At 51.9% G+C, this 25,338-nt stretch carries 23 protein-coding genes; 16 read left to right on the top strand and 7 right to left on the bottom strand.

Going from position 1 to position 25,338, the window contains the following annotated elements; translation table 11 throughout:
* The first annotated feature begins 105 nt into the window (after positions 1-105).
* The 6 genes from ACVBDQ_RS05295 (at position 106) to ACVBDQ_RS05320 (ending at position 7,058) form a co-directional block, all read left to right on the top strand.
* Complete coding sequence (locus tag ACVBDQ_RS05295; protein WP_011232240.1) at positions 106-639, top strand: MogA/MoaB family molybdenum cofactor biosynthesis protein; 534 nt, start codon at positions 106-108, stop codon at positions 637-639.
* Positions 640-1,259: 620 nt separating this feature from the next.
* Complete coding sequence (locus ACVBDQ_RS05300) at positions 1,260-2,321, top strand: threonine aldolase family protein (RefSeq protein ID WP_014196543.1); 1,062 nt, start codon at positions 1,260-1,262, stop codon at positions 2,319-2,321.
* Entirely contained in the window at positions 2,311-3,513 is a 1,203-nt protein-coding gene (locus tag ACVBDQ_RS05305; RefSeq protein ID WP_011232237.1) for an MFS transporter, read from the top strand. The genes ACVBDQ_RS05300 and ACVBDQ_RS05305 overlap by 11 nt, the downstream gene beginning before the upstream one ends.
* Positions 3,510-4,739: an ATP-grasp domain-containing protein gene (locus tag ACVBDQ_RS05310; protein WP_014196542.1), complete on the top strand. Its 1,230-nt coding sequence runs from the start codon at positions 3,510-3,512 to the stop codon at positions 4,737-4,739. The genes ACVBDQ_RS05305 and ACVBDQ_RS05310 overlap by 4 nt, the downstream gene beginning before the upstream one ends.
* Entirely contained in the window at positions 4,732-5,928 is a 1,197-nt protein-coding gene (locus tag ACVBDQ_RS05315; protein WP_011232235.1) for an ATP-grasp domain-containing protein, read from the top strand. Before ACVBDQ_RS05310 ends, ACVBDQ_RS05315 begins: the two co-directional genes overlap by 8 nt.
* Positions 5,929-5,966: 38 nt before the next feature.
* Positions 5,967-7,058, top strand: a complete 1,092-nt coding sequence (locus ACVBDQ_RS05320; protein ID WP_020278087.1) for an ArsR/SmtB family transcription factor — start codon at positions 5,967-5,969, stop codon at positions 7,056-7,058.
* A gap of 43 nt (positions 7,059-7,101) precedes the next feature.
* Here the strand turns inward: ACVBDQ_RS05320 and ACVBDQ_RS05325 are convergent, their stop codons facing one another.
* Positions 7,102-8,760, bottom strand: coding sequence for an acyl-CoA synthetase (locus ACVBDQ_RS05325; protein WP_138187813.1), 1,659 nt, complete (start codon positions 8,758-8,760; stop codon positions 7,102-7,104).
* Positions 8,761-9,063: 303 nt separating this feature from the next.
* Positions 9,064-9,414 (bottom strand): hypothetical protein, encoded by a 351-nt coding sequence (locus ACVBDQ_RS05330; protein WP_446663067.1) that lies wholly within the window; start codon positions 9,412-9,414, stop codon positions 9,064-9,066.
* Between the two features lie 180 nt (positions 9,415-9,594).
* Between ACVBDQ_RS05330 and ACVBDQ_RS05335 the strand changes: the two genes are divergently transcribed.
* Positions 9,595-10,815 carry an argininosuccinate synthase gene (locus tag ACVBDQ_RS05335; RefSeq protein ID WP_011232231.1) on the top strand — a complete coding sequence of 407 codons (1,221 nt, stop codon included), beginning with the start codon at positions 9,595-9,597 and terminating at the stop codon, positions 10,813-10,815.
* A gap of 62 nt (positions 10,816-10,877) precedes the next feature.
* Positions 10,878-12,257, top strand: a complete 1,380-nt coding sequence (gene argH, locus ACVBDQ_RS05340; RefSeq protein ID WP_021322121.1) for an argininosuccinate lyase — start codon at positions 10,878-10,880, stop codon at positions 12,255-12,257.
* Between the two features lie 86 nt (positions 12,258-12,343).
* Here argH and ACVBDQ_RS05345 read toward each other — a convergent pair whose 3' ends face one another.
* Positions 12,344-12,790: a universal stress protein gene (locus ACVBDQ_RS05345; protein ID WP_021322122.1), complete on the bottom strand. Its 447-nt coding sequence runs from the start codon at positions 12,788-12,790 to the stop codon at positions 12,344-12,346.
* 112 nt (positions 12,791-12,902) lie between these two features.
* Here ACVBDQ_RS05345 and ACVBDQ_RS05350 point away from each other — a divergent pair, with 112 nt between their 5' ends.
* The 3 genes from ACVBDQ_RS05350 (at position 12,903) to ald (ending at position 15,111) form a co-directional block, all read left to right on the top strand.
* Positions 12,903-13,043: a hypothetical protein gene (locus ACVBDQ_RS05350; protein ID WP_011232228.1), complete on the top strand. Its 141-nt coding sequence runs from the start codon at positions 12,903-12,905 to the stop codon at positions 13,041-13,043.
* A gap of 96 nt (positions 13,044-13,139) precedes the next feature.
* On the top strand, positions 13,140-13,904 hold the full coding sequence (locus ACVBDQ_RS05355) for an SDR family oxidoreductase (RefSeq protein ID WP_011232227.1): 765 nt from the start codon (positions 13,140-13,142) through the stop codon (positions 13,902-13,904).
* Between the two features lie 88 nt (positions 13,905-13,992).
* Positions 13,993-15,111 (top strand): alanine dehydrogenase, encoded by a 1,119-nt coding sequence (gene ald / locus ACVBDQ_RS05360; protein WP_138187811.1) that lies wholly within the window; start codon positions 13,993-13,995, stop codon positions 15,109-15,111.
* A 130-nt stretch (positions 15,112-15,241) separates the two neighbouring features.
* Here the strand turns inward: ald and ACVBDQ_RS05365 are convergent, their stop codons facing one another.
* On the bottom strand, positions 15,242-16,336 hold the full coding sequence (locus ACVBDQ_RS05365; RefSeq protein ID WP_446663068.1) for a M24 family metallopeptidase: 1,095 nt from the start codon (positions 16,334-16,336) through the stop codon (positions 15,242-15,244).
* A gap of 139 nt (positions 16,337-16,475) precedes the next feature.
* Here ACVBDQ_RS05365 and ACVBDQ_RS05370 point away from each other — a divergent pair, with 139 nt between their 5' ends.
* Both ACVBDQ_RS05370 and ACVBDQ_RS05375 read left to right on the top strand, forming a co-directional pair.
* Entirely contained in the window at positions 16,476-17,156 is a 681-nt protein-coding gene (locus ACVBDQ_RS05370) for a metal-dependent hydrolase (protein WP_062898864.1), read from the top strand.
* Positions 17,157-17,273: 117 nt separating this feature from the next.
* The gene (locus ACVBDQ_RS05375; RefSeq protein WP_446663069.1) at positions 17,274-18,581 is read left to right on the top strand and encodes a DRTGG domain-containing protein; all 1,308 of its coding nucleotides are present in this window, start codon (positions 17,274-17,276) and stop codon (positions 18,579-18,581) included.
* An 84-nt stretch (positions 18,582-18,665) separates the two neighbouring features.
* Here the strand turns inward: ACVBDQ_RS05375 and ACVBDQ_RS05380 are convergent, their stop codons facing one another.
* The gene (locus ACVBDQ_RS05380) at positions 18,666-18,974 is read right to left on the bottom strand and encodes a YtpI family protein (RefSeq protein ID WP_011232222.1); all 309 of its coding nucleotides are present in this window, start codon (positions 18,972-18,974) and stop codon (positions 18,666-18,668) included.
* Between the two features lie 100 nt (positions 18,975-19,074).
* Here ACVBDQ_RS05380 and ACVBDQ_RS05385 point away from each other — a divergent pair, with 100 nt between their 5' ends.
* Positions 19,075-20,022, top strand: a complete 948-nt coding sequence (locus ACVBDQ_RS05385; protein ID WP_011232221.1) for a DHH family phosphoesterase — start codon at positions 19,075-19,077, stop codon at positions 20,020-20,022.
* Between the two features lie 321 nt (positions 20,023-20,343).
* On the opposite strand, the gene ytrI is transcribed toward ACVBDQ_RS05385, so the two are convergent.
* Entirely contained in the window at positions 20,344-20,847 is a 504-nt protein-coding gene (gene ytrI / locus ACVBDQ_RS05390) for a sporulation membrane protein YtrI (protein WP_014196532.1), read from the bottom strand.
* Complete coding sequence (locus ACVBDQ_RS05395) at positions 20,844-21,185, bottom strand: YtrH family sporulation protein (RefSeq protein WP_011232219.1); 342 nt, start codon at positions 21,183-21,185, stop codon at positions 20,844-20,846. The genes ytrI and ACVBDQ_RS05395 overlap by 4 nt, the downstream gene beginning before the upstream one ends.
* 115 nt (positions 21,186-21,300) lie before the next feature.
* Here ACVBDQ_RS05395 and dnaE point away from each other — a divergent pair, with 115 nt between their 5' ends.
* Both dnaE and ACVBDQ_RS05405 read left to right on the top strand, forming a co-directional pair.
* Entirely contained in the window at positions 21,301-24,576 is a 3,276-nt protein-coding gene (gene dnaE, locus ACVBDQ_RS05400; RefSeq protein WP_171011195.1) for a DNA polymerase III subunit alpha, read from the top strand.
* Between the two features lie 59 nt (positions 24,577-24,635).
* Positions 24,636-25,319 (top strand): FadR/GntR family transcriptional regulator, encoded by a 684-nt coding sequence (locus tag ACVBDQ_RS05405; protein ID WP_446663070.1) that lies wholly within the window; start codon positions 24,636-24,638, stop codon positions 25,317-25,319.
* Positions 25,320-25,338 lie beyond the last annotated feature (19 nt).

Below are 25,338 nucleotides of genomic sequence, written 5' to 3' on the forward strand. Positions count from 1 at the left end.
TAATAATATTATAACAATTCTGCCTATTATGATACAAATGGTTTGCGAACCGTATTTGCGTTGTGTACGATAAGAGATAAAGAAACGAAAGGGGATCATAAACGGATGAGCACGACCGAACATAAACAAGAAGCCCCCAAAACCGTCCGTTGCAAAGTCATCACCGTCAGCGACACGAGAACGGAGGAAACCGACCAAAGCGGCCGGCTGATGATCGAGCTGCTCACGGAAGCCGGGCATGAGGTCGTCGGCTATGAGATCGTGAAAGACGAAGCGGACGCCATTCGCGAGGCAGTGCTTGACGGCTGCCGCCGCCTTGATGTTGATGCGGTGCTCACGAACGGCGGCACCGGCATCGCCAAGCGCGACGTGACGATCGAAACGGTCGGTGCGCTGCTTGAGAAAGAACTCGTCGGCTTTGGCGAGCTGTTCCGCTTCCTAAGCTACACCGAAGACATCGGCCCGGCCGCCATGCTGTCGCGCGCCGTCGCCGGCGTGGCAATGGACACCGCCGTCTTTTGCACTCCCGGCTCCACCGGCGCTGTGCGCCTCGCGATGACGAAGCTCATTTTGCCGGAGTTGGGGCATGTGGTGAGAGAGATTCGGAAGGATAGGGAGAAGCAGCGAAAGACGCTTTGACGAAAGGAGAGGATGAGCGGAAATGGGGGGGGCTGACCTAAAAGGTTGTTTTTTCTTAAACAAAACACAACACATCGTTTCTTCAAGATTGTTTTACGCCTACATATAGTTAAGAAAGGGTGTCCCGATCCTTTTGGGACACCCTCCTCTTTGTTTTTTTGTATATTTTACCAAATGGAAGAAAATCCCGATTCTGTTCACCCCTGATTTGCGCCACCAAGGACAATTGCTTGTCCCTAGCGGCTTTTTTGAGAAGATTGTGGGCAGCACAAATCAGCCCTTTTCACTCGTCAAGCCTTGATTGACTTTTCCCTTTCTTGATTGCGCAGGATGAACCGCTGGATTTTTCCGCTCGGCGTTTTCGGCAGTTCGGCGACAAATTCGACTTCGTGTCCTTATGCATCCTACGATTTAGCTTCTTTACAAAGACAGCAAATATTCATCTAATTACCATTTGTCCTCACGTGTAGAGGTTGGAGATTTTCTCAAAACCCCCTGTGTTTTGGTGAAGAGCCGAACACATCTTTTTTATTAATGTTGACAAAAAAATAAATTAATAGTAACATTAATTACGTAATTACGTAATTACGTAATTACGTAATTTTAGGGAGGTGCATTCGATGATTGATTTGAGAAGCGATACATTGACCTTGCCTACAGAGGAAATGAGAAATGTTATTGCCAATGCCTTGGTAGGTGATGATTGTTATGGAGAGGACAGCAGTGTTATTGAATTGGAAGAATATTGCAAACAATTGTTTCATGTGGAGGATGCTCTGTTTGTTCCGACAGGTACAATGGCTAATCAATTGGCTATAAAGTCACAAGTAACGGAAGGGAATGAAGTGATTACAGAAACAAACTATCATATAAACTTTTACGAAAGTGCTTCGATTGCCATGTTAAGTAGAGTCGTTTTGCATACATGCAGAACAGCCGATGGGATCCTAAGAGTCGAACATGTTGAGGAGTTAATTCATTCTAAACCTAGAGGTCCTTTTTACGCTCACCCTCAATTAGTTTCCATTGAGAACACCATTAATTATTATCAAGGGAAAATATTCCCTCTGAAAGTAATTGAGCAACTATATGGGTTTACGAGAGAGAAGAATATATCTTTACATATGGATGGAGCAAGGTTGTTTAATGCACACGTAGCAACGAACATTCCATTAAGGGACTATGCAAAATTTGTGGATTCACTTAGTGTATGTTTTGCAAAAGGACTTGGTGCTCCATTTGGGTCGATGCTTATGGGAAGAAAAGAAGTGATCAGCAAAGCTAGGATTTACAGAAAACAATTTGGAGCCGGGTTTCATCAAATAGGTATGTATGCAGCTGCGGCACTGCATGCTTTAAAACATCATATATCCCATTTGCGTACAGACCATCTGCTTACTAAAAAATTAGCAATGATGTTATCGAAAATAGATGGGCTGTATGTTGATCCTCATGCTGTTGAAACAAATATGATCTTTTTTCATGTGAATAACTTTCATATAAGTTCATTTGAGTTTGTCGATAGGTGCAAGAAAAAAGGCTTGCTTTTATTTCCTTGGTTACCTGATGAAGTAAGGATTGTGGTTAGTAGAAATGTTAATGAAAAAGATATAGATGAAGCAGCTAATATTATTGAAGCAGTATGCAAAGAGTTGACGAGAGGGGTCATGTATGTTTCTTAAGGTTAATGAGGGAATTTTGACGTTTGGCATCAGGGTTTTCAATTCCGTTGGTTTTTTTGTGTATGTTCCGTTGCTTTCTTTATGGCTAGTTAAAATGAAAGATCTGGATATTACGGAAACCAGTTTGGCAGTGGCGGCATTTACGTTTGTATCAAAGGCGGGTAATGTGCTGGTTGGGGGGGTTGTCAACAAGTTTGGGATCAAAAACAGTCTTATCGTTGGTCTATGGGGATCCGCTTTGTTGCTAACAATATTAACGATCATTCATTCTTATACATTGATATTCGTGATCGTGTTGCTATTGGGGATATCGATCTCGCTTTACAATGTAAGTTTGAAAACACATATTTCCTTATTAGAGGAAAATGAGAGGCTGCAGGCTTTTGCGTTATTAAACATCGCTGTCAACGTCGGTGCTTCTATTGGGCCTTTTCTAGGTGGATGGTTATTGGACTGGAATTCTTTTGGTATCATCATTGCGGCGATTGTTTGTTATGTTTTGGCCGGGGGGGTTTCGTTGCTATTACCTCGCATCACCATTGAGGATGCAGAGAAGGGAATCAATATCGTACAATTCGTTAAAAACAGCAGATCGGACCCGCATTTCTTTATCTTTATAAGATTTATTGCTTTTTCAGGGTTATTTTGGTTTTTGTACACACAACTATTTACAACTTTTCCTGTTGTCGTTTCTCAACATTTTTCTGGAAAAACGATAGGGTTGTTTTTTACGGTGAATGCGATGACGATTATTGTTCTTCAAGGTTTCTATCCAAAAATACAGCCGAAATGGAAAATGGAGTATTGGTACGCGCTGGCCTTAATGCTCATCACTGCATCTTATTTCTTGCTATGGATTTCACATCATTTTTGGATCATCTTTGTTAGCGTGATCTTGTTCAGCATGGCTGAAATCATTTGGGTTCCTACGATTGATCATCAGATTGTAGAAAAAAAGGGGATGTTAAGCTCTTCATGGGCCTTCGGAATATCAGGGGTGCTTTGGGGAATGTGGGAGTCTATCGGTGGATTCGTTGGTTTGAATTTATATCAGTACGTTGGACATCAAACCTTTTTCTATTTGACCATGATAGGCATTGTGATTTTTATTGGCTATATGTTTCAGCTGCCATATAGAAAAATGTCTTTCTTCACGAATAAAAATCAAGTAGAGAGAAAGGACTGGCGATGATGCACTTGTTATTTGTCGAGACGAATACAACAGGTACCGGTACGAAGGCGATGAAAATCGCTAAACAACTAGGTTATAAAATCCATTTTTGGACGATGGACTTAGAACAATACAACGCAATGACAGATGACCATCCGCTGAACTTCGCTGATCAAGTCGTCATCATCAATACGTATGATACGGATCGAATGAAAGAAGAACTGGCACGCTCTGAGGTGAAATTTGCCGGAATCCTCGCTTTTGATGATTATCACTTGATTCCAGTTGCTGAATTAGCGAGTTATTTGGGAGTGAGGAGTCACGATATCGAAGCATTGAAAAGGGCCCGTTATAAACATATAACGAGAACTTATCTAGAAAGTCAACATTTTAGAGAGTTTTTGCAACCTGCTTTCCATATCATCCATCATCCTGACGAAATCATAAATTTGGAGATCTCGTTTCCCTGTGTCATCAAACCTGTAGATGATAGTGGAAGTAATGGGGTGACGATTTGTCAAAATCGTCGTGATTTAGAACTGTCCCTGCGCCACGAATGGCAAAGACAGCGTAATGAACGCGGATATGAACTGGCAAGGAAATGGCTGATTGAAGAATGGATTGAAGGACAAGAATTTTCAGCCGAGATGTTATACACAGTTGATGGATGGAAATTAATATCCGTTACGAAAAAAGAAACGTACGGTCCTCATGCCGTTGAATGTGGACATGTAACGGGTCCGAAACTAAATCCTTTTTCCGGTTTAGAAGAAAGATGCAAAAAACTGCTGGACCTATTGGGATTAAACTATGGAGCGGCGCACATAGAATTTTTTGTTCGCGGAAACAACTTATATTTGGTTGAAGTCAATCCTAGACTGGCTGGTGACTGCATCCCCGAATTAGTAGAATTCGCTGCAGGGGTGGATATGGTTAGGCATGTTGTTTTACAATCAATCGGGACATATGAAGAGGTAACGATCACTAGACAACGCTATGCCGCCATTAAGTTTATCCTGCCTGTTGAGCAGGGGATATATCAAACGGTTAGGGGAATGGAGGAAGCGCAAAAAGTAGCTGGAGTAAAAAGAATAAGTATAGGGAAGTTGCCGTTTAAGGCGAATGGAATTAAAAGCAGCTACCAAAGGTTAGGGTTTGTCATGGCAGAAGGCGATAGTATGGAAAACGCGATCTCCTCGACACAAGAGGCGATGGATCGATTGGAATGGGGGATTGTACATGAATAAATACATTGTTATTTTAGGGGCAAGCCGTTATGGAGCGGAAGCAGCATTTCAATGTGGACTCAAACCCATTATTGTCGCGGATCGGTACTCAAGCATTGATAAGGAAATAGCGCAGTTGGCCGAAGTTGTATTTTATGTTCGTGACATTGCAGAGAAAACAGAGGTGTTTTGTACTGTTGAGAAAATCATGAGTTTATATCAAACAGTGGAGCTCGTCGTAAGCTTTACAGAATTAGGGCTAGAGACGGCTGCTTATATTAGTGAAAGGTTGCAATTGCCAACGAATTCGCTCGAAACGGTCGTGAATACGAGGAATAAAGGATTGATGCGCCAGATTTTGCGGAAGGATCCGGAATTACGATTAGACGTTGTGAGTGGCAAGGTATCTGTTCTTCCTAAACAGTTTCCATATTCAAGACCGGCCATCATCAAGCCGCTTGACGGATTTGGAAGCAAAGAGGTTGATTATATTTCCAATCAACAGGAGTGGGAAAAATGGTTAAAGAGAAATCAAGATCATCCTCACGAGTGGATCTTGGAGCCGTATATTAAAGGCCCGGAATATAGTGTGGAGACGGTATCTTGGAGAGGAACCCATTTCATTTTAGGAATAACCGAAAAACAAACAACCGGAAAACCTCACTTTATAGAGACTGGGCATATTGTGCCGGCGAGACTGGAACAACAGAAAGTCAAACGAATCGAACAAGTGGTGATGAAAGCGTTGCATTTGTTGAATGTCCAATATGGACCGGGGCATATTGAGATTAAATGGGATGTGGAAGAAGATAGACCAGTGGTGATTGAAATGCATACGAGACCGGGGGGGGATTTTATCCCTTATTTACATCAATTAGCGTCTGGTTTCAACCAGTATGAGTTAGGAATTTTATCTTATATGAACCAAATGCCGCCCGATGTAAAACCGATTTATAAAAAAGCAAGCCTTGTCAAGTTCTTTATGTTTCCAGAGGGCATGTTGCGACAAATCTCTCTTGACACAGAAGTCAATCGAGAATATATCCGAGATTGGGCCATCTACTATCAAGTAGGGGATCATATAAAGAAAACGGTGGACTCTTATACGCGCTCCGGTCATGTGATTGTTTGTTCGTCGACAGTTGAAGAATGCCAGCGGTTATGCGACAATTTTGTTGATCAGTTGAAGTATCAAATTGTTCATGAATAAAAACAGAAAGTATGGGATGTCGAATGGCTGTATACACAATGGAAGAAGTGAACCATTATTGTAAAGTAGAACTATCCACCTCTTCTTTATTTGAAATGATGGCGTGTTTAAGGAAGTGTTACATTTCATCGGGAAAAATGGATGGTGAACCTCATTTCCCGGTTGCTCGTTTTGAGCAGTTTTTTCGGGAACATGAATCGTTGCTGAAAAAATTTTACGGTCGGTATGAGTATGGGGCACAGCTCGCAGAATTTTTGGTCGATTTGCCTGCTCCTCATACCTTTTCTCAACTCATGGCATATATCGACCGTGTGTCCCAGTATGAGTTTTTGTATTATTTATTCGGTCGTTACTTGTCTGAAAAGGAGATCGAGATTTGTCTAACGCAAACCGCTTCCCCGTTTGATGAAATTCGCTCGAAAATCACGTCGTTGGGCGGATTTGTGAATGCCGAACAGCTTGAATTCGCGCAGAACTATGAGCAATATTTGCAGGAACTGACCTATCTTTGGGAACATTTTTATCAGCAATGCTACGTCCATATTGAGCCAATCCTGTCCCCTCTTTGGGATCAGGCGAATGAGCGATTGAGAGCGGAACTCAACCAGTCGGGGATTGAGAAAATGGTTCGAAAACTATTGTACGATTACCCAATCCCAGAACAGTTTCCGACGAAAGAGACGAAGTTGATCAAACTGTATCCCTCGTATTTTGTGTCACCGAAATTTATTTTGGTTTGGGGGCTCGGTGAACTTCATATTATTTATGATATAAGGCATTATATAAACGGGAAAGAGCTTTCCTTGAGCGGAAATCGGATGGAGATCCGATATGATGAGGAGCAGATTCAGTATGTTGCCGATATTGCCAAATCATTGTCTGAAATCGTTCGGATGAAAATATTGTCATTTATTGCGAATGAAGAAAACATGAAGTCGCAGGAGATGGCCGATCAGTTAAATATTACGGTTGCTACCGTTTCACGGCATTTAAATCTCCTGAAGCAATCCAATCTGATCATTGAGCGGAAAGAAAACGGTTATCACCTCTATGAGATCAACGAAAAGGAAGTGAAGAACTATTGCTCCGTTTTAAAGAAGATCTTGGGCATCGGAAACGATGAGCCATAACGGCCAAGAGGATGCTCCGTTGCCGGGGCATCCTCTTTATGGGTTAGGCTTTTTTCTGCTTTTCCCTTTCTTGATTGCGCAGGATGAACCGCTGGATTTTTCCGCTCGGCGTTTTCGGCAATTCGGTGACAAATTCGACTTCGCGCGGGTATTCATGTTTGGATAAGCGCGTTTTGACGAACAAGGACAGCTCTTCGGCCAGCTCGTCCGACGGCGCAAAGCCTTCTCTGAGCACGACAAACGCTTTGACGATTTCCCCTTTGACGGGATCCGGCTTCCCGACGGCGGCTGCTTCGACGACAGCCGGATGCTCAAGGAGGCAGCTTTCAATTTCAAACGGCCCGATGCGGTAGCCGGCGCTCGAGATGATGTCGTCCGCCCGTCCTTGGAACCAGAAATACCCGTCTTCGTCTTTTGTCGCCAAATCGCCGGTCAAAAACCACTTGCCGACGAGCCGCTCGGCGGTTTTTTCAGGGTCTTTCCAATACCCCTTAAAGACGTTTGGGATCGAGTCGGTGTTAAAGGCAATTTGTCCGACTTCGCCGTCGGCGACCGGGTTTCCGTTCTCATTGAGCAGGGCCACGTCAAAGCCCGGCAGCGGCCATCCCATCGAGCCTGGCCGGATTTCCATCTCGGCGGCGTTGAAGTTTCCGATCAGCATCAACGTTTCCGACAAGCCATAATGGTCATGGATCGTAACGCCCAAATGCTCTTGGAAAAAGCGGATGACTTCCGGATTGAGCGGCTCGCCGGCCGAGCTCATGGCGCGCACGTTCAGTTGATAGCGGCGAATGACGTCCGCGCCGGCCGCCGCCATCGCCCGATACGCGGTCGGGGCGTACGCGAAATTGGTCACCCGGTATTTTTCCATCAAGGAATAGCACGTCTCCGGCTTAAACGGCCCTTCGTAAAAGACGATCGGCACACCAAAGGCCATCGGCGCGAAGGTGCAAAAGATCAGCCCGTACGCCCAGCCCGGATCCGCCCCGCCGAAAAAGACATCGTCATCGCGCAGGCCAATCGCATAGCGCATATACGGATAAATGTTGATGAGCACGTTATGCGGCCACATGGCGCCTTTTGGCATCCCGGTCGAGCCGGACGTATACTGAATCGCGAGCAGATCGTCGACCGTCGTTTCTTCGATCGAGTGCTCAGTCGGCATCGATGAAAGCGTTTCCCAAAATGGCTGGTCTTGATCATGAGACGATCCGTCAATGACAAAAATGTGCTCCAATGTCGGCATGTTGTCCCGCGGCGGCAGTTTGGCGCGCTGTTCCTTGTTCGTCAAGAGGACTTTCGCCTCGGAATGATTGATGCGATATTCAATCGCCTGCGGGCCAAACGCGGTAAAGAGCGGCACATACACGGCGCCGACTTTCCAAGCCGCCAAAATGTAGACGACAAGGGCCGGGTTTTTCGGCATCAGCGCGCAGACGCGATCCCCTTTTTTCACGCCCAGCTTGCGGAACACGTTCGCCATTTGGTTCGACCAATCGCGCAATTGCCGATAGGTGATCGTTTTTTGCTCTCCTAAAGCGTTTTCATAAAACAGCGCAATGCGATTCGGATCCTCGGCATACCGGTCGCATACTTCGTGGGCGGCGTTGAACCGTCCGCGCGGATCGCCGTCGTAGTGGGCGAATGCCTGATCCCAAGAAAACGATTGAATGATAGAAGCGGGTGATAGATGGTTGGCCATGTCTGATCCCTCCGTTGTGTGAAAAGGAGTCAAATTAATAATAATTGAAATAAAAATAAAATTCAATATATTTTTGGCGGATAATAAATGGAAATCGTTTGAGAAAGGGGATAGAATGAAAAAAGAGGAGCTCTCCAGCTTGAGTGCTCCTCTTCAATCGCCAAGAAAGCTTTCGTTTGCGACAGCGTATCCTTCGTCATCGCGGCGGAATCCGCCGCATCAATCCTCGATCTTCTCGTCAAAATTGTTGCGGCCGCATGGTTTGTCTGCCGTCTTCAAAAAGGGGACAAGCGGCATCGGCGCTCATTTGTTATGGGGTGTTATGGTTTTTCGACCCGCTTTTTTCCGTGTCGGCGATGAAACGGATGGAGCAATGCGATACCAAATCCATAAATCGTTGACGATCGAAGCGAGCTCGGCGATGTCAGCATTGAGCTGGCACGAGCGCGCAAAATCCGCTTCTTGGCCGAGCGCGTCTTGTTTTTCGTTGATTTCCCGCTCCAGTTCGGCGATGCGGTCGGGGATCAAGCCGCGGATTGTTTCCCATTCCAGTAAAATCGCCTCTTGTTCGTTTGGGCTGTAGTCCTCCCAAGGCTTGTCCAGATGCGGCACGCGGATGCCGAGCCGCTTGTCGTCGATGAAGATGCCGTTCATTCTTGCCGCCTCCTTTTTTTCTATTATACGAAACATTTCCGCATATCGGTGAGGAATTTTTATTCTTTTTATTGAATAAGTATTGAAAAATCACGGGAAAGCTGATAAAGTGATAATGTGTTCAATTTGAATATTTATTTATATTTAAGTATATTTATGTGACAGGAGAGGAGAACGACCATGGCAAATCCGAAATTGGTGCTGGCATACTCTGGCGGTTTAGATACATCAGTTGCGATCAAGTGGCTTCAGGAGCGCGGCTATGATGTGATCGCGTGCTGCTTGGACCTTGGCGAAGGGAAAGACCTCGATTTCGTGAAAGAAAAAGCGCTCAAAGTCGGCGCGATGAAATCGTACGTGATCGACGTCAAAGACGAGTTTGCGAACGAGTATGCACTCATCGCCTTGCAGGCGAACGCGTTGTACGAAGGGAAATATCCGCTCGTTTCGGCGCTGTCGCGTCCGCTCATCGCGAAAAAACTCGTTGAAATCGCCGAGCTTGAAGGCGCGGTGGCGGTGGCCCACGGCTGCACGGGGAAAGGGAACGACCAAGTGCGCTTTGAAGTGTCGATCAAAGCGCTCAATCCAGATTTGGACGTGATCGCCCCGGTGCGCGAGTGGAGCTGGTCGCGCGAGGAAGAAATCGAATACGCGAAAAAGCACGGCATTCCAATTCCGGTTGACCTTGACAGCCCGTTTTCCATCGACCAAAACTTGTGGGGACGAAGCAACGAGTGCGGCATTTTGGAAGACCCGTGGGCGGCGCCGCCGGAAGAGGCGTATGAGCTGACGGCTTCGCTTGAGAACGCGCCGGATGTGCCGGATGTCATCGAGATCGGCTTTGAACAAGGCGTGCCGGTGACGTTAAACGGGAAGGCGTATCCGCTTGCGCAATTGATTTTGGAGCTGAATGCGTTGGCCGGCAAGCATGGCGTCGGCCGCATCGACCACGTCGAAAACCGCCTTGTCGGCATCAAGTCGCGCGAAGTGTACGAATGCCCAGGGGCGATCACGCTCATTAAAGCGCATAAAGAGCTGGAAGACTTGACATTGGTGAGAGAAGTCGCCCATTTCAAACCGATCATCGAACAAAAAATCGCTGAAGTCATTTACAACGGCCTTTGGTTCTCACCGCTGAAAGACGCGTTGGTCGCGTTTTTGAAAGAAACGCAGAAAAACGTCACCGGCGTCGTGCGCGTGAAGCTGTTTAAAGGCCATGCGATCGTCGAAGGGCGCAAATCGCCGTTCTCGCTCTATGATGAAAAATTGGCAACATACACGTCCGAAGATGAATTTGACCATCAAGCGGCGGTCGGATTCATTTCGCTGTACGGCCTGCCGACGAAAGTGCACAGCATCGTGAACAAGCAAAACAAGGCGTCAGTGCCGACCGGCCAATGAAGGAAAATGAAGGGAACTTCATGAAAGGAAGGAGGAAGTCGCATTCCTCTGCGGCGAGATTCGTGAAAAAGCTTTGGGGCGGACGGTTTACGAAAACAGCGGAAGAATGGGTCGACGAGTTTGGCGCGTCGATCCCATTCGACCAAGAGCTCGTTGAAGAAGACATTGAAGGCAGCCTTGCCCATGTGACGATGCTTGGCGAATGCGGCATCCTGCCTGAAGGCGATGTAGAGCAGATCAAAGGCGGGCTCATCCGCCTGTTGGAAAAGGCGAAGCAAGGGGAGCTCAAATTTTCCATTGCCTACGAGGACATTCATTTAAACATTGAAAAAATGCTCATCGACGACATCGGACCGGTCGGCGGCAAGCTGCACACTGGACGGAGCCGGAACGACCAAGTGGCGACCGATATGCATCTATACTTGCGCAAGCGGGTTGAAGAGATTCTCGGCCTCATCCGCGGGATGCAGCGGGCGCTTGTCGCTCAAGCCGAAAAGCATGTCGAAACGATCATGCCCGGATATACGCATTTGCAGCGGGCGCAGCCGATTTCGTTCGCCCACCATCTGCTGGCTTATTTTTGGATGCTCGAGCGCGACTATGAGCGGTTTTCCGAGTCGCAAAAGCGCATCAACCGCTCGCCGCTCGGCGCCGGGGCGCTCGCCGGGACGACGTTTCCGATCGACCGGCATCGGACGGCGGAGCTTTTGGGCTTTGCCGATATTTACGAAAACAGCCTCGATGCGGTGAGCGACCGCGACTTCATCATCGAGTTTTTAAGCAACAGTTCAATGCTCATGATGCACCTGTCGCGGTTGGCCGAGGAGTTGATTCTTTGGTCAAGCCAAGAGTTTCAGTTCATTGAGCTGGATGATGCGTTTGCGACCGGCAGCAGCATCATGCCGCAAAAGAAAAACCCGGACATGGCCGAACTCATCCGCGGCAAAACCGGCCGCGTGTACGGCCACTTGATGGCGCTCCTCACGGTGATGAAAGGGCTGCCGCTTGCTTACAATAAAGATATGCAAGAAGATAAAGAAGGCATGTTTGATACAGTAAAGACGGTCATCGGGTCGCTGAAAATTTTCACCGGTATGATTGAGACGATGAACGTGCGCACGGACGTGATGGAGCGGGCGACGAAACAAGACTTTTCAAACGCGACCGAGCTTGCCGATTACTTGGCCGCGAAAGGGGTCCCGTTCCGTGAGGCGCATGAAATCGTCGGCAAGCTCGTCTTGCATTGCATCGAACAAGGCGTCTTTTTGGCTGATTTGCCGCTTGACGTGTACAAAGAAGCGTCGCCGCTTTTTGAAGAAGACATTTATGACGCCTTGCACCCGCGCACGGCCGTCAACCGCCGCAACAGCGCCGGCGGCACCGGTTTTGCCGAAGTGCGCGCGGCGCTGGCGAAGGCGAAACAGTTGCTTAGCACCCCGTAACGGCGGGGTGTTCTTTTTTGACCGTCACATGTTTTCGCATCGGACAAGGAAGTTTTTCGGTCCATCTGCTTCATGTGACGAAGACATTATTCTTTCGGCGTCCTTACAACGAGCACATCGCATTTCGCATGGCGGACGATGTTTTCGGAAACGCTGCCGATCAAGAGCCGTTCGACAGCGTTTAAACCGGTCGCCCCGCAAACGATGAGATCGGCTTTGTATTTCGGAGCGACGTCTTTGGCGATTTTCACTTTCGGCGAGCCGAATTCGACCGCGATGTCCACATCGTCGAGCCCGGCGGCGATGGCTTCGTTTTTATACCGTTCCAGAAGTTCGTTCGCATATTGCTCCGACCGTTCGGCGAGGGCGTAATCGTGCGCTTCCACGGTTGTGAACCCGCGCAAATCGATGATGTGGGACAAAATGAGTTTCGCTCCGTTTCGCTTGGCGATTTGGATCGCTTTTTTCAACGCCCATTCCGCTTCTTTCGAGCCATCGACGGCGACGACGATCGTTTGGTAGGTCATGGTCATGTTCTCCCCTCCCTTTGGTTAAAAATGCTATCTCTATATATGGTATACCCATCGCCCTTTGACGAGAAACTAGGCCATATATTGAGATTTTGTGAACAGGGGAGGAAGAGCAATGGAAAAGCGGTATAACGACTGGCAGTACGATGAGGAGGAAGTGCGGACGATCACCGAGCAAATTACCGAGTCGTATGAAAGCGGCATTGTTGACGAGGATGAATCGTATTACGACCCGCGCCGCGAAGTCGGCGAATAGCCATAGCGCCTGCGCGTTATGGTTATTTTTTTGTATTCGCTCCGGTTTGTAGTAAAGTAAAAATGAGACAGCAAATCGCGACGAGGAGGGAGAAGGGTGCGGCACGCCTTGATTACGGCCGGAGCGAAAGGATTGGGGAGAAAAGTGACCGAGCTGCTGCTTGATAAAGGCTACTCGGTGACGGTGAACTACCGGAGCGATGAACAGGCGGTGCGCTCGCTTGCCGAGAAGTACCGCGGCGCCGCTGACCGCCTCCAGTTTGTGCAGGGAGATGTGACGGACAAAAACGATTTAGCGGCGCTTGTGGACGCCGCCATGGAGCGGTTTGGCCGCATTGACTGCCTCATCAACAACGCGGGGCCGTACATTTTTGAACGGAAAAAGCTGGCCGATTATACGGAAAACGAATGGTACGAAATGATTGAAGGCAATTTGAGCTCGGTCTTCCATTTAGTGAGAAGGACGATCCCGATTATGCGAAAACAACGGTTTGGCCGCATCATTACGTACGGATTTCAAGGAGCGGCGGATGCCCCGGGCTGGGTGCACCGTTCGGCGTTCGGCGCGGCGAAAGTCGGGCTTGTATCGCTGACGAAAACGATCGCCCTGGAAGAGGCGGAATATGGCATTACCGCCAATATGGTGTGCCCAGGCAATATTGTCGGCGCCATGAAAGAGGCGGGGATCGCCGACGCCCGCGCCAGGCGGGATGCGGAAACGCCGGTCGGACGCCCGGGGACTGGTGAAGATATCGCCCGCGTGATCGCGTTTTTATGCGAGGACGACTCGGATTTCATCACCGGCGCCGTCATTGACGTCACCGGCGGAGCGAACGTCATTTACCGCCACCTTTTCCGTTGAGAACAGCGCCTCCTCCTTTTTCGTTTGCTTTTGCGCGAAACGGGGCACAATAAAAGAAGAAGCGGGAAGGAAAAAGGAGGAAAAAGTAATGAAGATCGGCATTCCAAAAGAAATCAAAAACAATGAAAACCGCGTCGCCATCACTCCGGCAGGCGTGATGACGCTCGTCAAAGCGGGGCATGACGTGTATGTGGAGACGGAAGCCGGCGCTGGGTCGGGTTTTTCCGATTCCGAGTATGAAAAAGCCGGGGCAGTGATCGTGACGAAAGCGGAAGATGCCTGGGCGGCGGAGATGGTGTTGAAAGTGAAAGAACCGCTGGCTGAGGAGTTCCGCTATTTTCGCCCCGGATTGATTTTGTTTACGTATTTGCATTTAGCCGCGGCCGAAGCGCTCACGAAAGCGCTCGTCGAGCAAAAAGTGGTCGGCATCGCTTACGAGACGGTGCAGCTTGCGAACGGCTCGCTGCCGCTGTTGACGCCGATGAGTGAAGTCGCCGGCCGCATGTCGGTGCAAGTCGGCGCCCAGTTTCTCGAGAAGCCGCACGGCGGGAAAGGCATTTTGCTTGGCGGCGTGCCCGGGGTGCGGCGCGGCAAAGTGACGATCATCGGCGGCGGCACAGCGGGGACGAACGCGGCGAAAATCGCGGTCGGCCTCGGGGCGGACGTGACGATTTTGGACATTAACGCCGAGCGGCTGCGCGAGCTCGATGATTTGTTCGGCGACCAAGTGACGACGTTGATGTCCAACTCGTATCATATCGCCGAGTGCGTGCGCGAATCGGATTTGGTCGTCGGCGCCGTCTTGATCCCGGGGGCGAAAGCGCCGAAGCTGGTGACGGAAGAGATGGTGCGCTCGATGACGCCGGGATCGGTGTTGGTCGACATCGCCATTGACCAAGGCGGCATTTTCGAAACGACCGACCGCGTCACGACGCATGACGATCCGACATACGTCAAGCACGGCGTCGTCCATTACGCCGTCGCCAACATGCCGGGTGCGGTGCCGCGTACGTCAACGTTTGCCTTGACGAATGTGACGATCCCATACGCCTTGCAAATCGCCAACAAAGGCTACCGCGCCGCGTGCTTGGATAACCCGGCGCTGTTAAAAGGGATCAACACGCTCGATGGGCACATCGTGTACGAAGCGGTCGCGGCGGCGCACAACATGCCGTATACGGATGTTCATTCGTTGTTGCACGGATGAAATCATGAAGATGGAGCCGCCTTGATGGCGATGAGAAAACAAAGCTGTCCGAATCGGCTTGGGGATCGGGCCGGTGGACAGCTTTTTTGATGCGCTCATTCGCGGCAGCTTTTGCCAATGGCCTCTCTCGTTAAACAATGATCAACTCCTTCGAAAACGACGTCAACACCTCAACCCCATGATCCGTGACCGCGACGTCGTCTTCAATGCGCACGCCGCCGATGGATGGGACGTAAATGCCTGGTTCGATTGTAAACACCATGCCGGGGGCGAGCGGTTCGTTGTTGGCGCCATGAAGCGATGGGTATTCGTGGATCTCGATCCCTAAGCCGTGCCCGACGCGGTGGGTGAAATAGTCTCCGTAGCCGGCTTGTTCGATGACGTTTCGGGCGGCGCGGTCGATCTCGCCCATCGCGGTTTGCGGGCGGCAGGCGTCGATCGCCGCCTGCTGGGCGCGCCGAACGGTATCGTAAATGAGCCGCTGTTCGTCGCTTGCCGTCTGACAGACGACGGTGCGGGTAATGTCGGAGCAATACCCATCGACGATGACGCCCAAATCGAACAGCACGAAATCGCCTGGTGCGACCGCCGCCGTTCCCGGCACGCCGTGCGGATCGGCTGATTTTGCGCCCGTGAGCACGGTCGTGGGAAACGACATCCCTTCAACGCCGAGTTTTTTCAGCTCATATTCAATAACGGCGACAAGTTCGAGCTCTGTCACGCCCGGGCGGATGGCCGAGACGCCGATTTCGATCGCTTTGTCGGCAAGTTCCGCCGCCTGGCGCAACACCTTCATTTCCTGCTCATCCTTGATCAGGCGAAGCTGGCGCAGCTTTTCTTCGGCGTCGTGCCACTTGGCGTTTGGAAACAATGCCGAGAGACGCTCGAAACGGGCGAACGACAAATGGTTTTTCTCGATGGCAATCAAGCCGGGTTTTGCGCCGCGCGCTTCGAGATGGCGCCCGATCTCTTCCCATGGGTCGGTGCTGTCGTCGTAGCCGATCACCGTATACCCAAAGCCGCTCCGGCGGGCGCGCGGCGCTTCCATTTGCGGACAGACGAGCGCGGGCTCGCTGTCAGGGAAAACAAGCAATGCAAGCAGCCGCTCGTGCGGGTCGCACCGAAATCCGCTCAAATAAAAGACGTTGGCGCTTGACGTGATGAAGGCGAATGAACTATGTTGTTGTTGAAGCCAAGAGGAAAATGCTTGCAGCCGTTGGTTCATCGTTCCCTTCCTTCCTTTTTTCGTGATCGTCCATTTTGAGCGTATCAAGAAACGGGCCGTTTGTAAATGGACAGGCGGGAAAAGAAGGGAATGGATGGGCGGCGGCGAATCATGTGTAGTGGAAAGGAGAGATGTGACGATGAAAATCAGCTACCATGGCCATTCGGTCGTCCGCATTGAGACGAACGGAAAAACGATTTTGATCGACCCGTTCATCACCGGCAATACGACGACCGATTTGAACGCGGCGGATGTGAAAGCGGATGTCATTTTGTTGACGCACGGGCACGGGGATCATGTCGGCGATACGGTTGAAATCGCCAAGCGGAACAACGCCCTTGTCGTGGCCACATTTGAGCTGGCGACGTATTTAAGCTGGCAAGGCGTCGAGACGTTTGGCATGAACATCGGCGGGGCGCGCGAATTTGACTTTGGCACGGTCAAGTTCACGCAGGCGTTCCACAGCTCCGGGTTTGTGACGGACGACAAGCAAATCATTTATTTAGGCATGCCGACCGGCATTTTGTTCACGTCCGAAGGCAAAACGATCTATCATGCCGGCGATACCGGGCTGTTTTCCGACATGAAGCTGATCGGCGAGCGCCATAACATCGATGTCGCCTTTTTGCCGATTGGGGACAGCTTCACGATGGGGCCGGAAGACGCGGCGGTCGCCGCCGAGTGGCTCGGGGCGAAACTCGTCGTGCCGATCCATTACAACACGTTCCCGCCGATCACCCAAGACCCCGAGCGGTTCGTCTCGCTCCTTCCGCCGGGCGTCGGCCGCGCGTTGAAACCGGGGGAAAGCATCGAGCTGTAACAGAGGCGCTCTTCCCGCTTTGGGAAGGGCGCTTTCTGATGGCCGGCGCGACCGTTGAATCCCCGCCGCCAGGCCCGTTATAATGAAAGTAACAAACGCGTAAAGGGTGAAGAACCGTTGGCGACAAAACACGAGCAAATTTTGGAATACATCCACCGGCTGCCGATCGGCGAGAAAATTTCTGTCCGGCAGATCGCCAAGGAAATGGGCGTAAGCGAAGGGACGGCGTACCGGGCGATCAAGGACGCCGAGAACAAAGGGTATGTGAGCACGATTGAACGCGTCGGCACGATCCGGATTGAGAAGAAACGGAAGGAAAACATTGAGAAGCTTACGTACGCCGAGGTTGTCAACATTGTGGACGGCCAAGTGCTTGGCGGACGTGAAGGGTTGCATAAGACGCTCAACCGTTTTGTCATCGGCGCAATGCAGCTGGAGGCGATGATGCGCTATACGGGCGCAGGGGATTTGCTTATCGTCGGCAACCGGACGAAGGCGCACGAGCTGGCGCTTCAGGCGGGGGCGGCCGTGCTCATCACCGGCGGGTTTGACACGGCCGACCACGTGAAAAAGCTCGCCGATGAGCGGCAGCTGCCGATCATTTCGACGAGCTATGACACGTTTACGGTCGCGACGATGATCAACCGGGCGATTTACGACCAGCTCATCAAAAAAGAAATTGTGTTGGTCGAGGATATTCTCATTCCGCTTGACAAAACAGCGTACTTGCGCGTCCATGATCCGATTGAGCGGTGGTATGCGTTGAACAAAGAGACGCGCCATAGCCGGTTCCCGGTCGTCGATGATGAGCTGAATGTGCAAGGGGTTGTGACGGCAAAAGACGTGCTGGATGTCGACCGGCAGCTGCCGATCGAAAAGGTGATGACGAAGCAGCCGATTACGGTGAACGGAAAAACGTCAGTGGCGTTTGCTTCTCATATTATGGTATGGGAAGGAATTGAGCTTCTCCCGGTGGTGGATGACTATAACCGGCTGCAAGGGATCATCAGCCGCCAAGACGTGTTAAAAGCGCTGCAAATGGCGCAGCGCCAGCCGCAAGTCGGGGAGACGATCGATGATCTCATCACCGCCCAGTTTCGTGAGTCAGGCGACAAAGAAACGCTGTTTCGCTGCACGATCACGCCGCAGATGACGAACTATTTAGGGACGCTCTCGTACGGCGTGTTTACGACGATCGTCACCGAAGCGGCGGCGCGCATGCTTCGCGCGTACAAACGCGGCGATTTGGTGATGGAAAATATCACGATTTACTTCATCAAGCCGGTGCAAATCGACAGCACGGTCGACGTGCGGGCAAAGCTTTTAGAGCTCGGGCGCAAGTTCGGGAAAGTGGATGTCGAAGTGTATAACGAAGGCGATCTTGTCGGCAAAGCGATGATGATGTGCCAGCTGATCGACCGATAAACGGTAAAGGAAAAAAAGGATGTCCACTTCCTTATGGGAACATCCTTTTCCTTTATCGTTGACCGGCGCATACGCCAAACGGCATTACCCTTGTTTTGCCGCTTCCTTTGCCTCTTCGACCGCCTGCGGCAGATAGCAGCGGTAGGCGCGGTAGCCGGCCCAAACGCTCCCGAAGCCTAAGGCGATAAAAATGGCGCAGATGATATAGGTCACGGTTGTCTGATACAAAAACAATTGGTTGATCCCGAACAAGGCAACGAACAGTCCAAGCGCCATGCTCGATTTCGCTGAGAGAAAGCGGCGTTCCATCGGGCGCTGGGAGCGGACGTAGCGGATTTTATAATAGACGTAAAACGAAAAGGAAAATATAATGAAAATAACCAAGGCTGGCATGGTTGGGTCCCTCCGTTGTTCATTTCTTTTTTCATTGTACATAGAAGCAGGGAAAAATGCCAGCGGTTGAATATGACAGGTGACTAAAGGGGAAGAACGAATGAAACCGGTTCATCAACAAATTCTTGATGCGATTCGTGAATTTGACACGATCATCATCCACCGCCATGTTCGCCCGGACCCGGACGCGTACGGGTCGCAAGGCGGGTTGGCGGCGTTGCTTCGGGCGTCGTTTCCGGAAAAACGAGTGTATGCGGTGGGGACCGATGACCCATCGTTATCATTTTTACGACAAATGGATGTCATTGACGATGCCGTTTATGAACAGGCGCTTGTGATCGTCTGCGATACAGCCAATGAGGAGCGGATTTGCGACAGCCGCTATCGGCTCGGGCGAAAGCTCATTAAAATTGACCATCACCCGAACGACACGCCGTATGGCGACATTATGTGGGTCGATACCGCCGCCAGTTCGACAAGCGAGATGATTTATGAGTTTTATTTGGCGGGGAAAGAGGAAGGGTTGACGATGACCGCTGAGGCGGCGCGTCTCATTTACGCCGGCATTGTCGGCGATACGGGCCGCTTTTTGTTTCCGCGCACAAGTGAAAAAACGTTCCGCTACGCTGGGGAGCTCATTTCGTACGGTTTTTCGCTGACGGAATTGTACGACGGATTGTATCGGACGAGCTTGCCGCTCGCCCGCTTAAGCGGTTATGTGTTGTCGAACTTTATGATCGAGGAAGGGGTGGCGGCTGTGAAAATGCCGCGGGCGCTGCTTGGGGAATACGGCGTCACCCCGCTTGAGGCGTCGCAACTCGTCAGTTTGCTCGGCAATATTGACGGCATTGTCGCCTGGGTGTTTTTCATTGAGGAAGAACGGGAAATCCGCGTCCGCTTCCGTTCCAAAGGGCCGGTCATCAATGTGGTCGCCAAACGCTACGGCGGCGGCGGCCATCCGCTCGCAGCCGGTGCGTCCATTGCTTCTTGGGAGGAAGCGGATCGCGTGATTGAAGACGTAAAAGCGGTTTGCCGGGCTGAGCGGTGACGGAAACGGGTGGTTTTAACATCTTTCCGAAAGAAGTCTCCCACTTCTAAACGAAGTGAAAGTGGGAGGTGAATTTCAGTAAAACCGTGGGGCACACGGGGATCGCTCGGTCAACTTCCCATCATGAGATGGGATTACCCGAGAAGCCCCCACCTCTAAGCGAAGCGTAGGTGGTGGGAGTATGTCACAAAGTTGTTGTTTCAAATGAAGCGTCATGTTGATAGGAGAAGGCGTCCCGAAGGCTTTCGGGACACCCTCTTTTCCCGCAAGACGCGCTTGTTTGGCACTCCACCGCGGCGGAATGGGGCGGCAAGGCGCGCTCTACGGAAGCGGCGTCAGTTTCACTTCGACGGCCAACAAGGTAAAGATCGTGAGTGTGTGAAGTTCAAGCCGGTATGTCTTCTCGTGGATCGTATACGTTTTGTTTTCAATTGCCCGCTCAATCAGTTCGCGGCTGTTGTACACCGTTTCGATGTCTTTCGCAATCAAATGGGACAAATCTTCTTTGACGCTGTCTTCAATGCGAAACGTCGTGTATGAATCAAGTTTATATTGCTCGGCGTTGGCGAGATGGACGGAAACGTCCTGCACGGTCAGCTTTTTTTTCATTTCCTTATTGTAATGAATATAGTCTTCCTGCCAAATGCGAATTTCGTTTTGCAAATCGGCGATCTGTTCGTTGAGCTCATTGACGTGTTGCACTTGTTTTTCCTGCAAGACGCCGAAAATATACAAAAAGACAAACCAACTGATGAGCGCTCCGATCGCCGCGCCGGCGAAAAAGCGCTGCCATGACGGGTATTGGTAATACGGAGGAATTCTCATGGCGAAATGTGCTCCTGCGTCAGCCACGTGATGATCGCCACTCCGGTCTGTGCTCCGCCCATGGCGGACAAAATGAGCAAAAATTGCCGCACGATGTCTTTCGTTTCCCCTAAAAACAGCCCTCGCTCAACGACGTAAAACGTGTCAAACGTCCCGCCGATGGCGGCGACGACCGCCCAAATGCGCAAATCGCCGGCAAATCGGTACATGGCCGTCAGCGGCTGGCCGCCGCTCAAAAACGCGCCGAGCGCGCCGATGATGGCGCCGCCAAGCAGCACGCCGACGGCGATAAAATAGCTTTGAATAAACGCCGGCAAGAAGGCCGCTTTTTCGTTCATGCGTTTCCCCGCCCTTTCTTTCTCTCTTATCTATGTATATCAATAGGGTGGACGGAGTATGTAGCCGAAAGAAAAGTTTTCGCCCGTCAAGCGCACGGATGAGGGAGGGATGGTCATGATGTTCGTCCACTTGCATGTGTTGAGCGGATACAGTTTGTTTCAAAGTGCAGCGGCGGTGGAGGCGCTTGCAGCGAGGGCGAAACAGCTCGGCTATCAAGCGCTCGCGCTCACGGACCGGAATGTGTTGTATGGCGCTATTCCGTTTTACCGGGAATGCAAGCAGAACGGCATTCGCCCGATTATCGGCGTGACGGCTGATGTCGCTCTTTCTGGGGAGGAAGCGTTCCCGCTCGTGCTGTTGGCCGCCAATGAAGAGGGGTATCGCCATTTGCTTGAAATCAGCACCATGATGCAAATGGGGGAAACAAAGCATATGGAGGAAGCCGCTCTTGTACGCTTAAGCGGCGGCATCATCGCCATCACTCCCGGAAGCGAGGGACGCGTCGAGTCGCTTGTGGCCGCCGGCGAATGGGAGCGGGCGAAAGAGGCGCTTGGCCGCTATCATCAGCTGTTTCCAGGACGGCTGTATGTCGCCGTTCAGCGCGGCGAGCAAACGCGAGCCCCATATGAAGCCGGGTTGTTGCAGCTGGTGGAGGAAACCGGCGTCCCGATCGTGGCGACGAACGACGTCCGTTACGTGGAGCGCAGCGATGCCGTGGCGTGGCGTTGCTTGCAGGCCATCGGCCGCGGCGCGCTGCTCGCTGACATTGAGGACGATAACGGCCGCTATTTGGCGGGACCAGAGGAGATGGCGCGCCGGTTTGCGGACTTGCCGGAGGCGCTCGAGAACAGCCTGGCGATCGCCGATCAATGCGAGCTGCAAATCGAGTTTGGCGGCTGGCGGCTGCCGGCGTATCCTGTTCCGGACGGAGAGACGGCCGACAGTTATTTGCGCCGCTTATCGGAACAAGGGCTCGCCCGACGCGTGCCGTCGGCCGATGAGCGCTACTGGCGTCGGCTTTCGCATGAGCTGGATGTGATTCAGTCGCTTCATTTCAGCGACTATTTTTTGATCGTCGCCGATGTGCTCGCCTACGCCCGCCGGCGCGGCATCTTAACCGGCCCGGGCCGCGGTTCGGCGGCCGGGTCGCTTGTCGCCTACGCATTGTCGATCACCGATGTCGATCCGATCAAGTATGGGCTTTTGTTTGAACGGTTTTTAAATCCGGAGCGGGCGTCGGTGCCGGATATTGACTTGGATTTTCCTGATGACCGGCGCGAAGAAGTGATTCGCTATGTGGCGGATAAATACGGGCGCGACCGCGTTGCGCAAATCATTACGTTCGGTACGTTCGGCGCCAAAGCGGCGCTGCGCGAGACGGCCAAAGCGCTTGGCGTCCCTGGGCGGGAGGCGGAACAGGTCGCGGCGCTGCTGCCGAGCAAACAAAGTGTGACGCTCCGCCAATGGCATGCCGAGTCCGCCGCTTTTCGGCGCGCGGTGGCAGCGGTTCCGCAAGGGAGAGAGTGGCTGGCTGTTGCGCAAAAACTGGAAGGGCTGCCGCGCCATACGTCGATCCACGCTGCTGGTGTCATCATCAGCCCGGAGCCGCTCGTTCGCTTCGTGCCGCTGCAGCCAAGCCATGGCGAATGGCCGCTGACGCAATACGCGATGGGGGCGCTTGAAGCGCTTGGATTGCTGAAAATTGATTTTCTCGGTTTGCGCACGCTCACGTTGATCGAGCAGATCGTGCGTTTGATCGAGCGGCAGACAGGAAAGCCGTTTGACATCCGCACGCTGCCGCTCAATGATGAAAAAACGTACGCGCTGCTTGGCGCTGGAGATACAAACGGCATTTTTCAGCTGGAATCAAGCGGGATGAAGCGTGTGCTCGCCGGGCTGCGGCCGTCGCAATTGGAAGATGTCGTCGCCGTCAATGCCTTGTATCGGCCAGGGCCGATGCAAATGATCCCCGTTTACATCCGGCGCAAGCGCGGGGAAGAGCCGGTGTCCTATGCCCATCCTGATCTTGAGACGATTTTGGCGCCCACATACGGGGTGTTGATCTACCAGGAGCAAATTATGCAAATCGCCGCCCGGCTTGCCGGATTTTCGCTCGGACAAGCGGACGTGCTTCGCCGGGCGGTGGCGAAAAAAGAGAAAGCGCTGCTTGCTGAGCAGCGTCAGGCGTTTGTCGCCGGCTGCGTGGCGAACGGCTATCCGAAAGCAGTCGCCGAGGAACTGTACCGACACATCGTCCGCTTTGCCGATTACGGCTTCAACCGAAGCCACGCGGTCAGCTATGCGCTGTTGTCGTATGCGATGGCGTATATGAAAGCTCATTACCCGCTTTGTTTTTATGCGGTCATGCTCACCAATGCTTCCGGCGACCGAGAAAAAGCGGCGGTATACTATTGGGAGGCGGCGCGAAAAGGGATCAACGTCCTTTTGCCGTCGGTCAACAAAAGCGGTTTTCGCTCTTCCGTGGAGGGGAGCGCCATTCGCCTTGGGCTCGCGATGGTGAAGCAAGTCGGCTCGGCGGCGAAGCTGATTGTCGAGGAGCGGAAAGCGAACGGACCGTTTGCCGACTTCTTTGATTTCGCTGCTCGCCTGCTGCCAAAAGGGCTCGGGCGCCCGGCGCTCGAGGCGCTCATTTCCGTTGGGGCGTTTGACGAGTTCGGTGCAGATCGGGCTTCGCTTCTTGCCAGCATTGACATTGCGATCGAACATGCGCAATGGGTTCAGGCGCTGCAAGCCGGAGGGCTGTCGTTAAAACCGAAATATGCTGCCGCACATTCGTGGCCTTTGTCCGAACGGCGGCGGCGGGAAGCGGAGTTTCTTGGCTTCGCCGTCACCCCGCATCCGGCGGCGGTGTGCCGCCCGTTGCTGCAAGCGGCGGGGGCGGTGTGTGTTGCCGATGTACAAGGTCCGTCAACTGTAGTCGGGGGAGCGGTCGTCCGCATACGGAAAACGAGAACAAAGCAGGGTGAAGAAATGGCGTTTTTCACCGTCGGCGATGAGAGCGGGGAATTGGAGGCGGTGGCGTTTCCGAACGTTTACCGCCGCGCGGCGGACATATTGAAAGAAGGGCAGTTTGTATTGCTTGCCGGAACGATTGAGGTGCGCGGCGGACGGCGTCAGCTCATCATCCGCCGGGCCGAACGCTTGACGGCGTCGGCGTTGTATATCGACGCCAGCCGCCAAGACAAGGCGCGTCTTGCCGCGCTGAAGCCGCTGTTGGAACGACACCAAGGCCGCACTCCGGTGTATTTGTACGATGAAGCGAAGCGAAAGCTTCTCCGTCTTCCCGAGCGGTATGCGGCCGATCTCACCGCCCCGCTTGTCGATGAACTGCTTTCCTTGTTCAGCTTCGGACGCGTGGTCGTCAAGTAAATCGCTCTTTACTATTTCATTATTTTGTTATATCGTATAACCATTAGGTGGTCAGACCAGTGGATGAAGCGAAGGAGAGGGGTCATTGTATCAAAGAGGAGAACGTGTATGCCGAGACGTTGAAACACATCCGCCGCATGATGGCGGAAGACAACTTAGCCCCTGGCGACAAGCTGCCGTCGGAGCGCGAGCTGGCCGAACGGCTCGGCGTCGGGCGTTCATCGGTGCGCGAGGCGTTGCGGGCGCTTGAATTTCTCGGCTTGATTGAAACGCGGCGCGGCGAGGGGAGGTATAGGCGTGAGGTCGGCAGCCACCAGCTGATCGACCTGTTGGCGATGTTTTTGTTGGAAAACGAACGGGCGAAGGCCGATTTGGCGGAAACAAAATGGCTCATCGAGCGCCTGTTGCTTGCCCTTGCGTGTCGGCGCCGGAGCGCGGAGGACGTAGACGAGTTGAAAAAAATCGTTCGTCAAAAACCGATTGATTTCGCGCGGTTTTTCGAGACGGTGGTGGAAGCGGCTGGCAATGTTTTGCTCGCCCGCATTTGGCGGGTGCTGTCGGGGTTTGCCGCTTCATTTGCGCCCGAGCCGCCCCTTGCCGACGCCAGCTATGAACAGCTGCTCGCCGCTTTGGAAAGGCAAGATCCGGCGGAGACTGTCGCCGTCTGGGAGGCGCAACGGCCTTCGCCGTTGTCGAAACGGGCCGGACATCGTTTGACAAACAATGATGTCCATTTTCGATAAAGTAGTAGAGAGGCGAAAA

Source organism: Geobacillus sp. CCR (assembly GCF_052906625.1).

Bases quoted from the DNA above. Each gene is read 5' to 3' on its own strand.
- ACVBDQ_RS05295 (WP_011232240.1), top strand. From the start codon at position 106: ATGAGCACGACCGAACATAAACAAGAAGCCCCCAAAACCGTCCGTTGC.
- ACVBDQ_RS05300 (WP_014196543.1), top strand. From the start codon at position 1,260: ATGATTGATTTGAGAAGCGATACATTGACCTTGCCTACAGAGGAAATG.
- ACVBDQ_RS05305 (WP_011232237.1), top strand. From the start codon at position 2,311: ATGTTTCTTAAGGTTAATGAGGGAATTTTGACGTTTGGCATCAGGGTT.
- ACVBDQ_RS05310 (WP_014196542.1), top strand. From the start codon at position 3,510: ATGATGCACTTGTTATTTGTCGAGACGAATACAACAGGTACCGGTACG.
- ACVBDQ_RS05315 (WP_011232235.1), top strand. From the start codon at position 4,732: ATGAATAAATACATTGTTATTTTAGGGGCAAGCCGTTATGGAGCGGAA.
- ACVBDQ_RS05320 (WP_020278087.1), top strand. From the start codon at position 5,967: ATGGAAGAAGTGAACCATTATTGTAAAGTAGAACTATCCACCTCTTCT.
- ACVBDQ_RS05325 (WP_138187813.1), bottom strand. From the start codon at position 8,760: ATGGCCAACCATCTATCACCCGCTTCTATCATTCAATCGTTTTCTTGG.
- ACVBDQ_RS05330 (WP_446663067.1), bottom strand. From the start codon at position 9,414: ATGAACGGCATCTTCATCGACGACAAGCGGCTCGGCATCCGCGTGCCG.
- ACVBDQ_RS05335 (WP_011232231.1), top strand. From the start codon at position 9,595: ATGGCAAATCCGAAATTGGTGCTGGCATACTCTGGCGGTTTAGATACA.
- ACVBDQ_RS05345 (WP_021322122.1), bottom strand. From the start codon at position 12,790: ATGACCATGACCTACCAAACGATCGTCGTCGCCGTCGATGGCTCGAAA.
- ACVBDQ_RS05350 (WP_011232228.1), top strand. From the start codon at position 12,903: ATGGAAAAGCGGTATAACGACTGGCAGTACGATGAGGAGGAAGTGCGG.
- ald (WP_138187811.1), top strand. From the start codon at position 13,993: ATGAAGATCGGCATTCCAAAAGAAATCAAAAACAATGAAAACCGCGTC.
- ACVBDQ_RS05365 (WP_446663068.1), bottom strand. From the start codon at position 16,336: ATGAACCAACGGCTGCAAGCATTTTCCTCTTGGCTTCAACAACAACAT.
- ACVBDQ_RS05370 (WP_062898864.1), top strand. From the start codon at position 16,476: ATGAAAATCAGCTACCATGGCCATTCGGTCGTCCGCATTGAGACGAAC.
- ACVBDQ_RS05380 (WP_011232222.1), bottom strand. From the start codon at position 18,974: ATGCCAGCCTTGGTTATTTTCATTATATTTTCCTTTTCGTTTTACGTC.
- ACVBDQ_RS05385 (WP_011232221.1), top strand. From the start codon at position 19,075: ATGAAACCGGTTCATCAACAAATTCTTGATGCGATTCGTGAATTTGAC.
- ytrI (WP_014196532.1), bottom strand. From the start codon at position 20,847: ATGAGAATTCCTCCGTATTACCAATACCCGTCATGGCAGCGCTTTTTC.
- ACVBDQ_RS05395 (WP_011232219.1), bottom strand. From the start codon at position 21,185: ATGAACGAAAAAGCGGCCTTCTTGCCGGCGTTTATTCAAAGCTATTTT.
- dnaE (WP_171011195.1), top strand. From the start codon at position 21,301: ATGATGTTCGTCCACTTGCATGTGTTGAGCGGATACAGTTTGTTTCAA.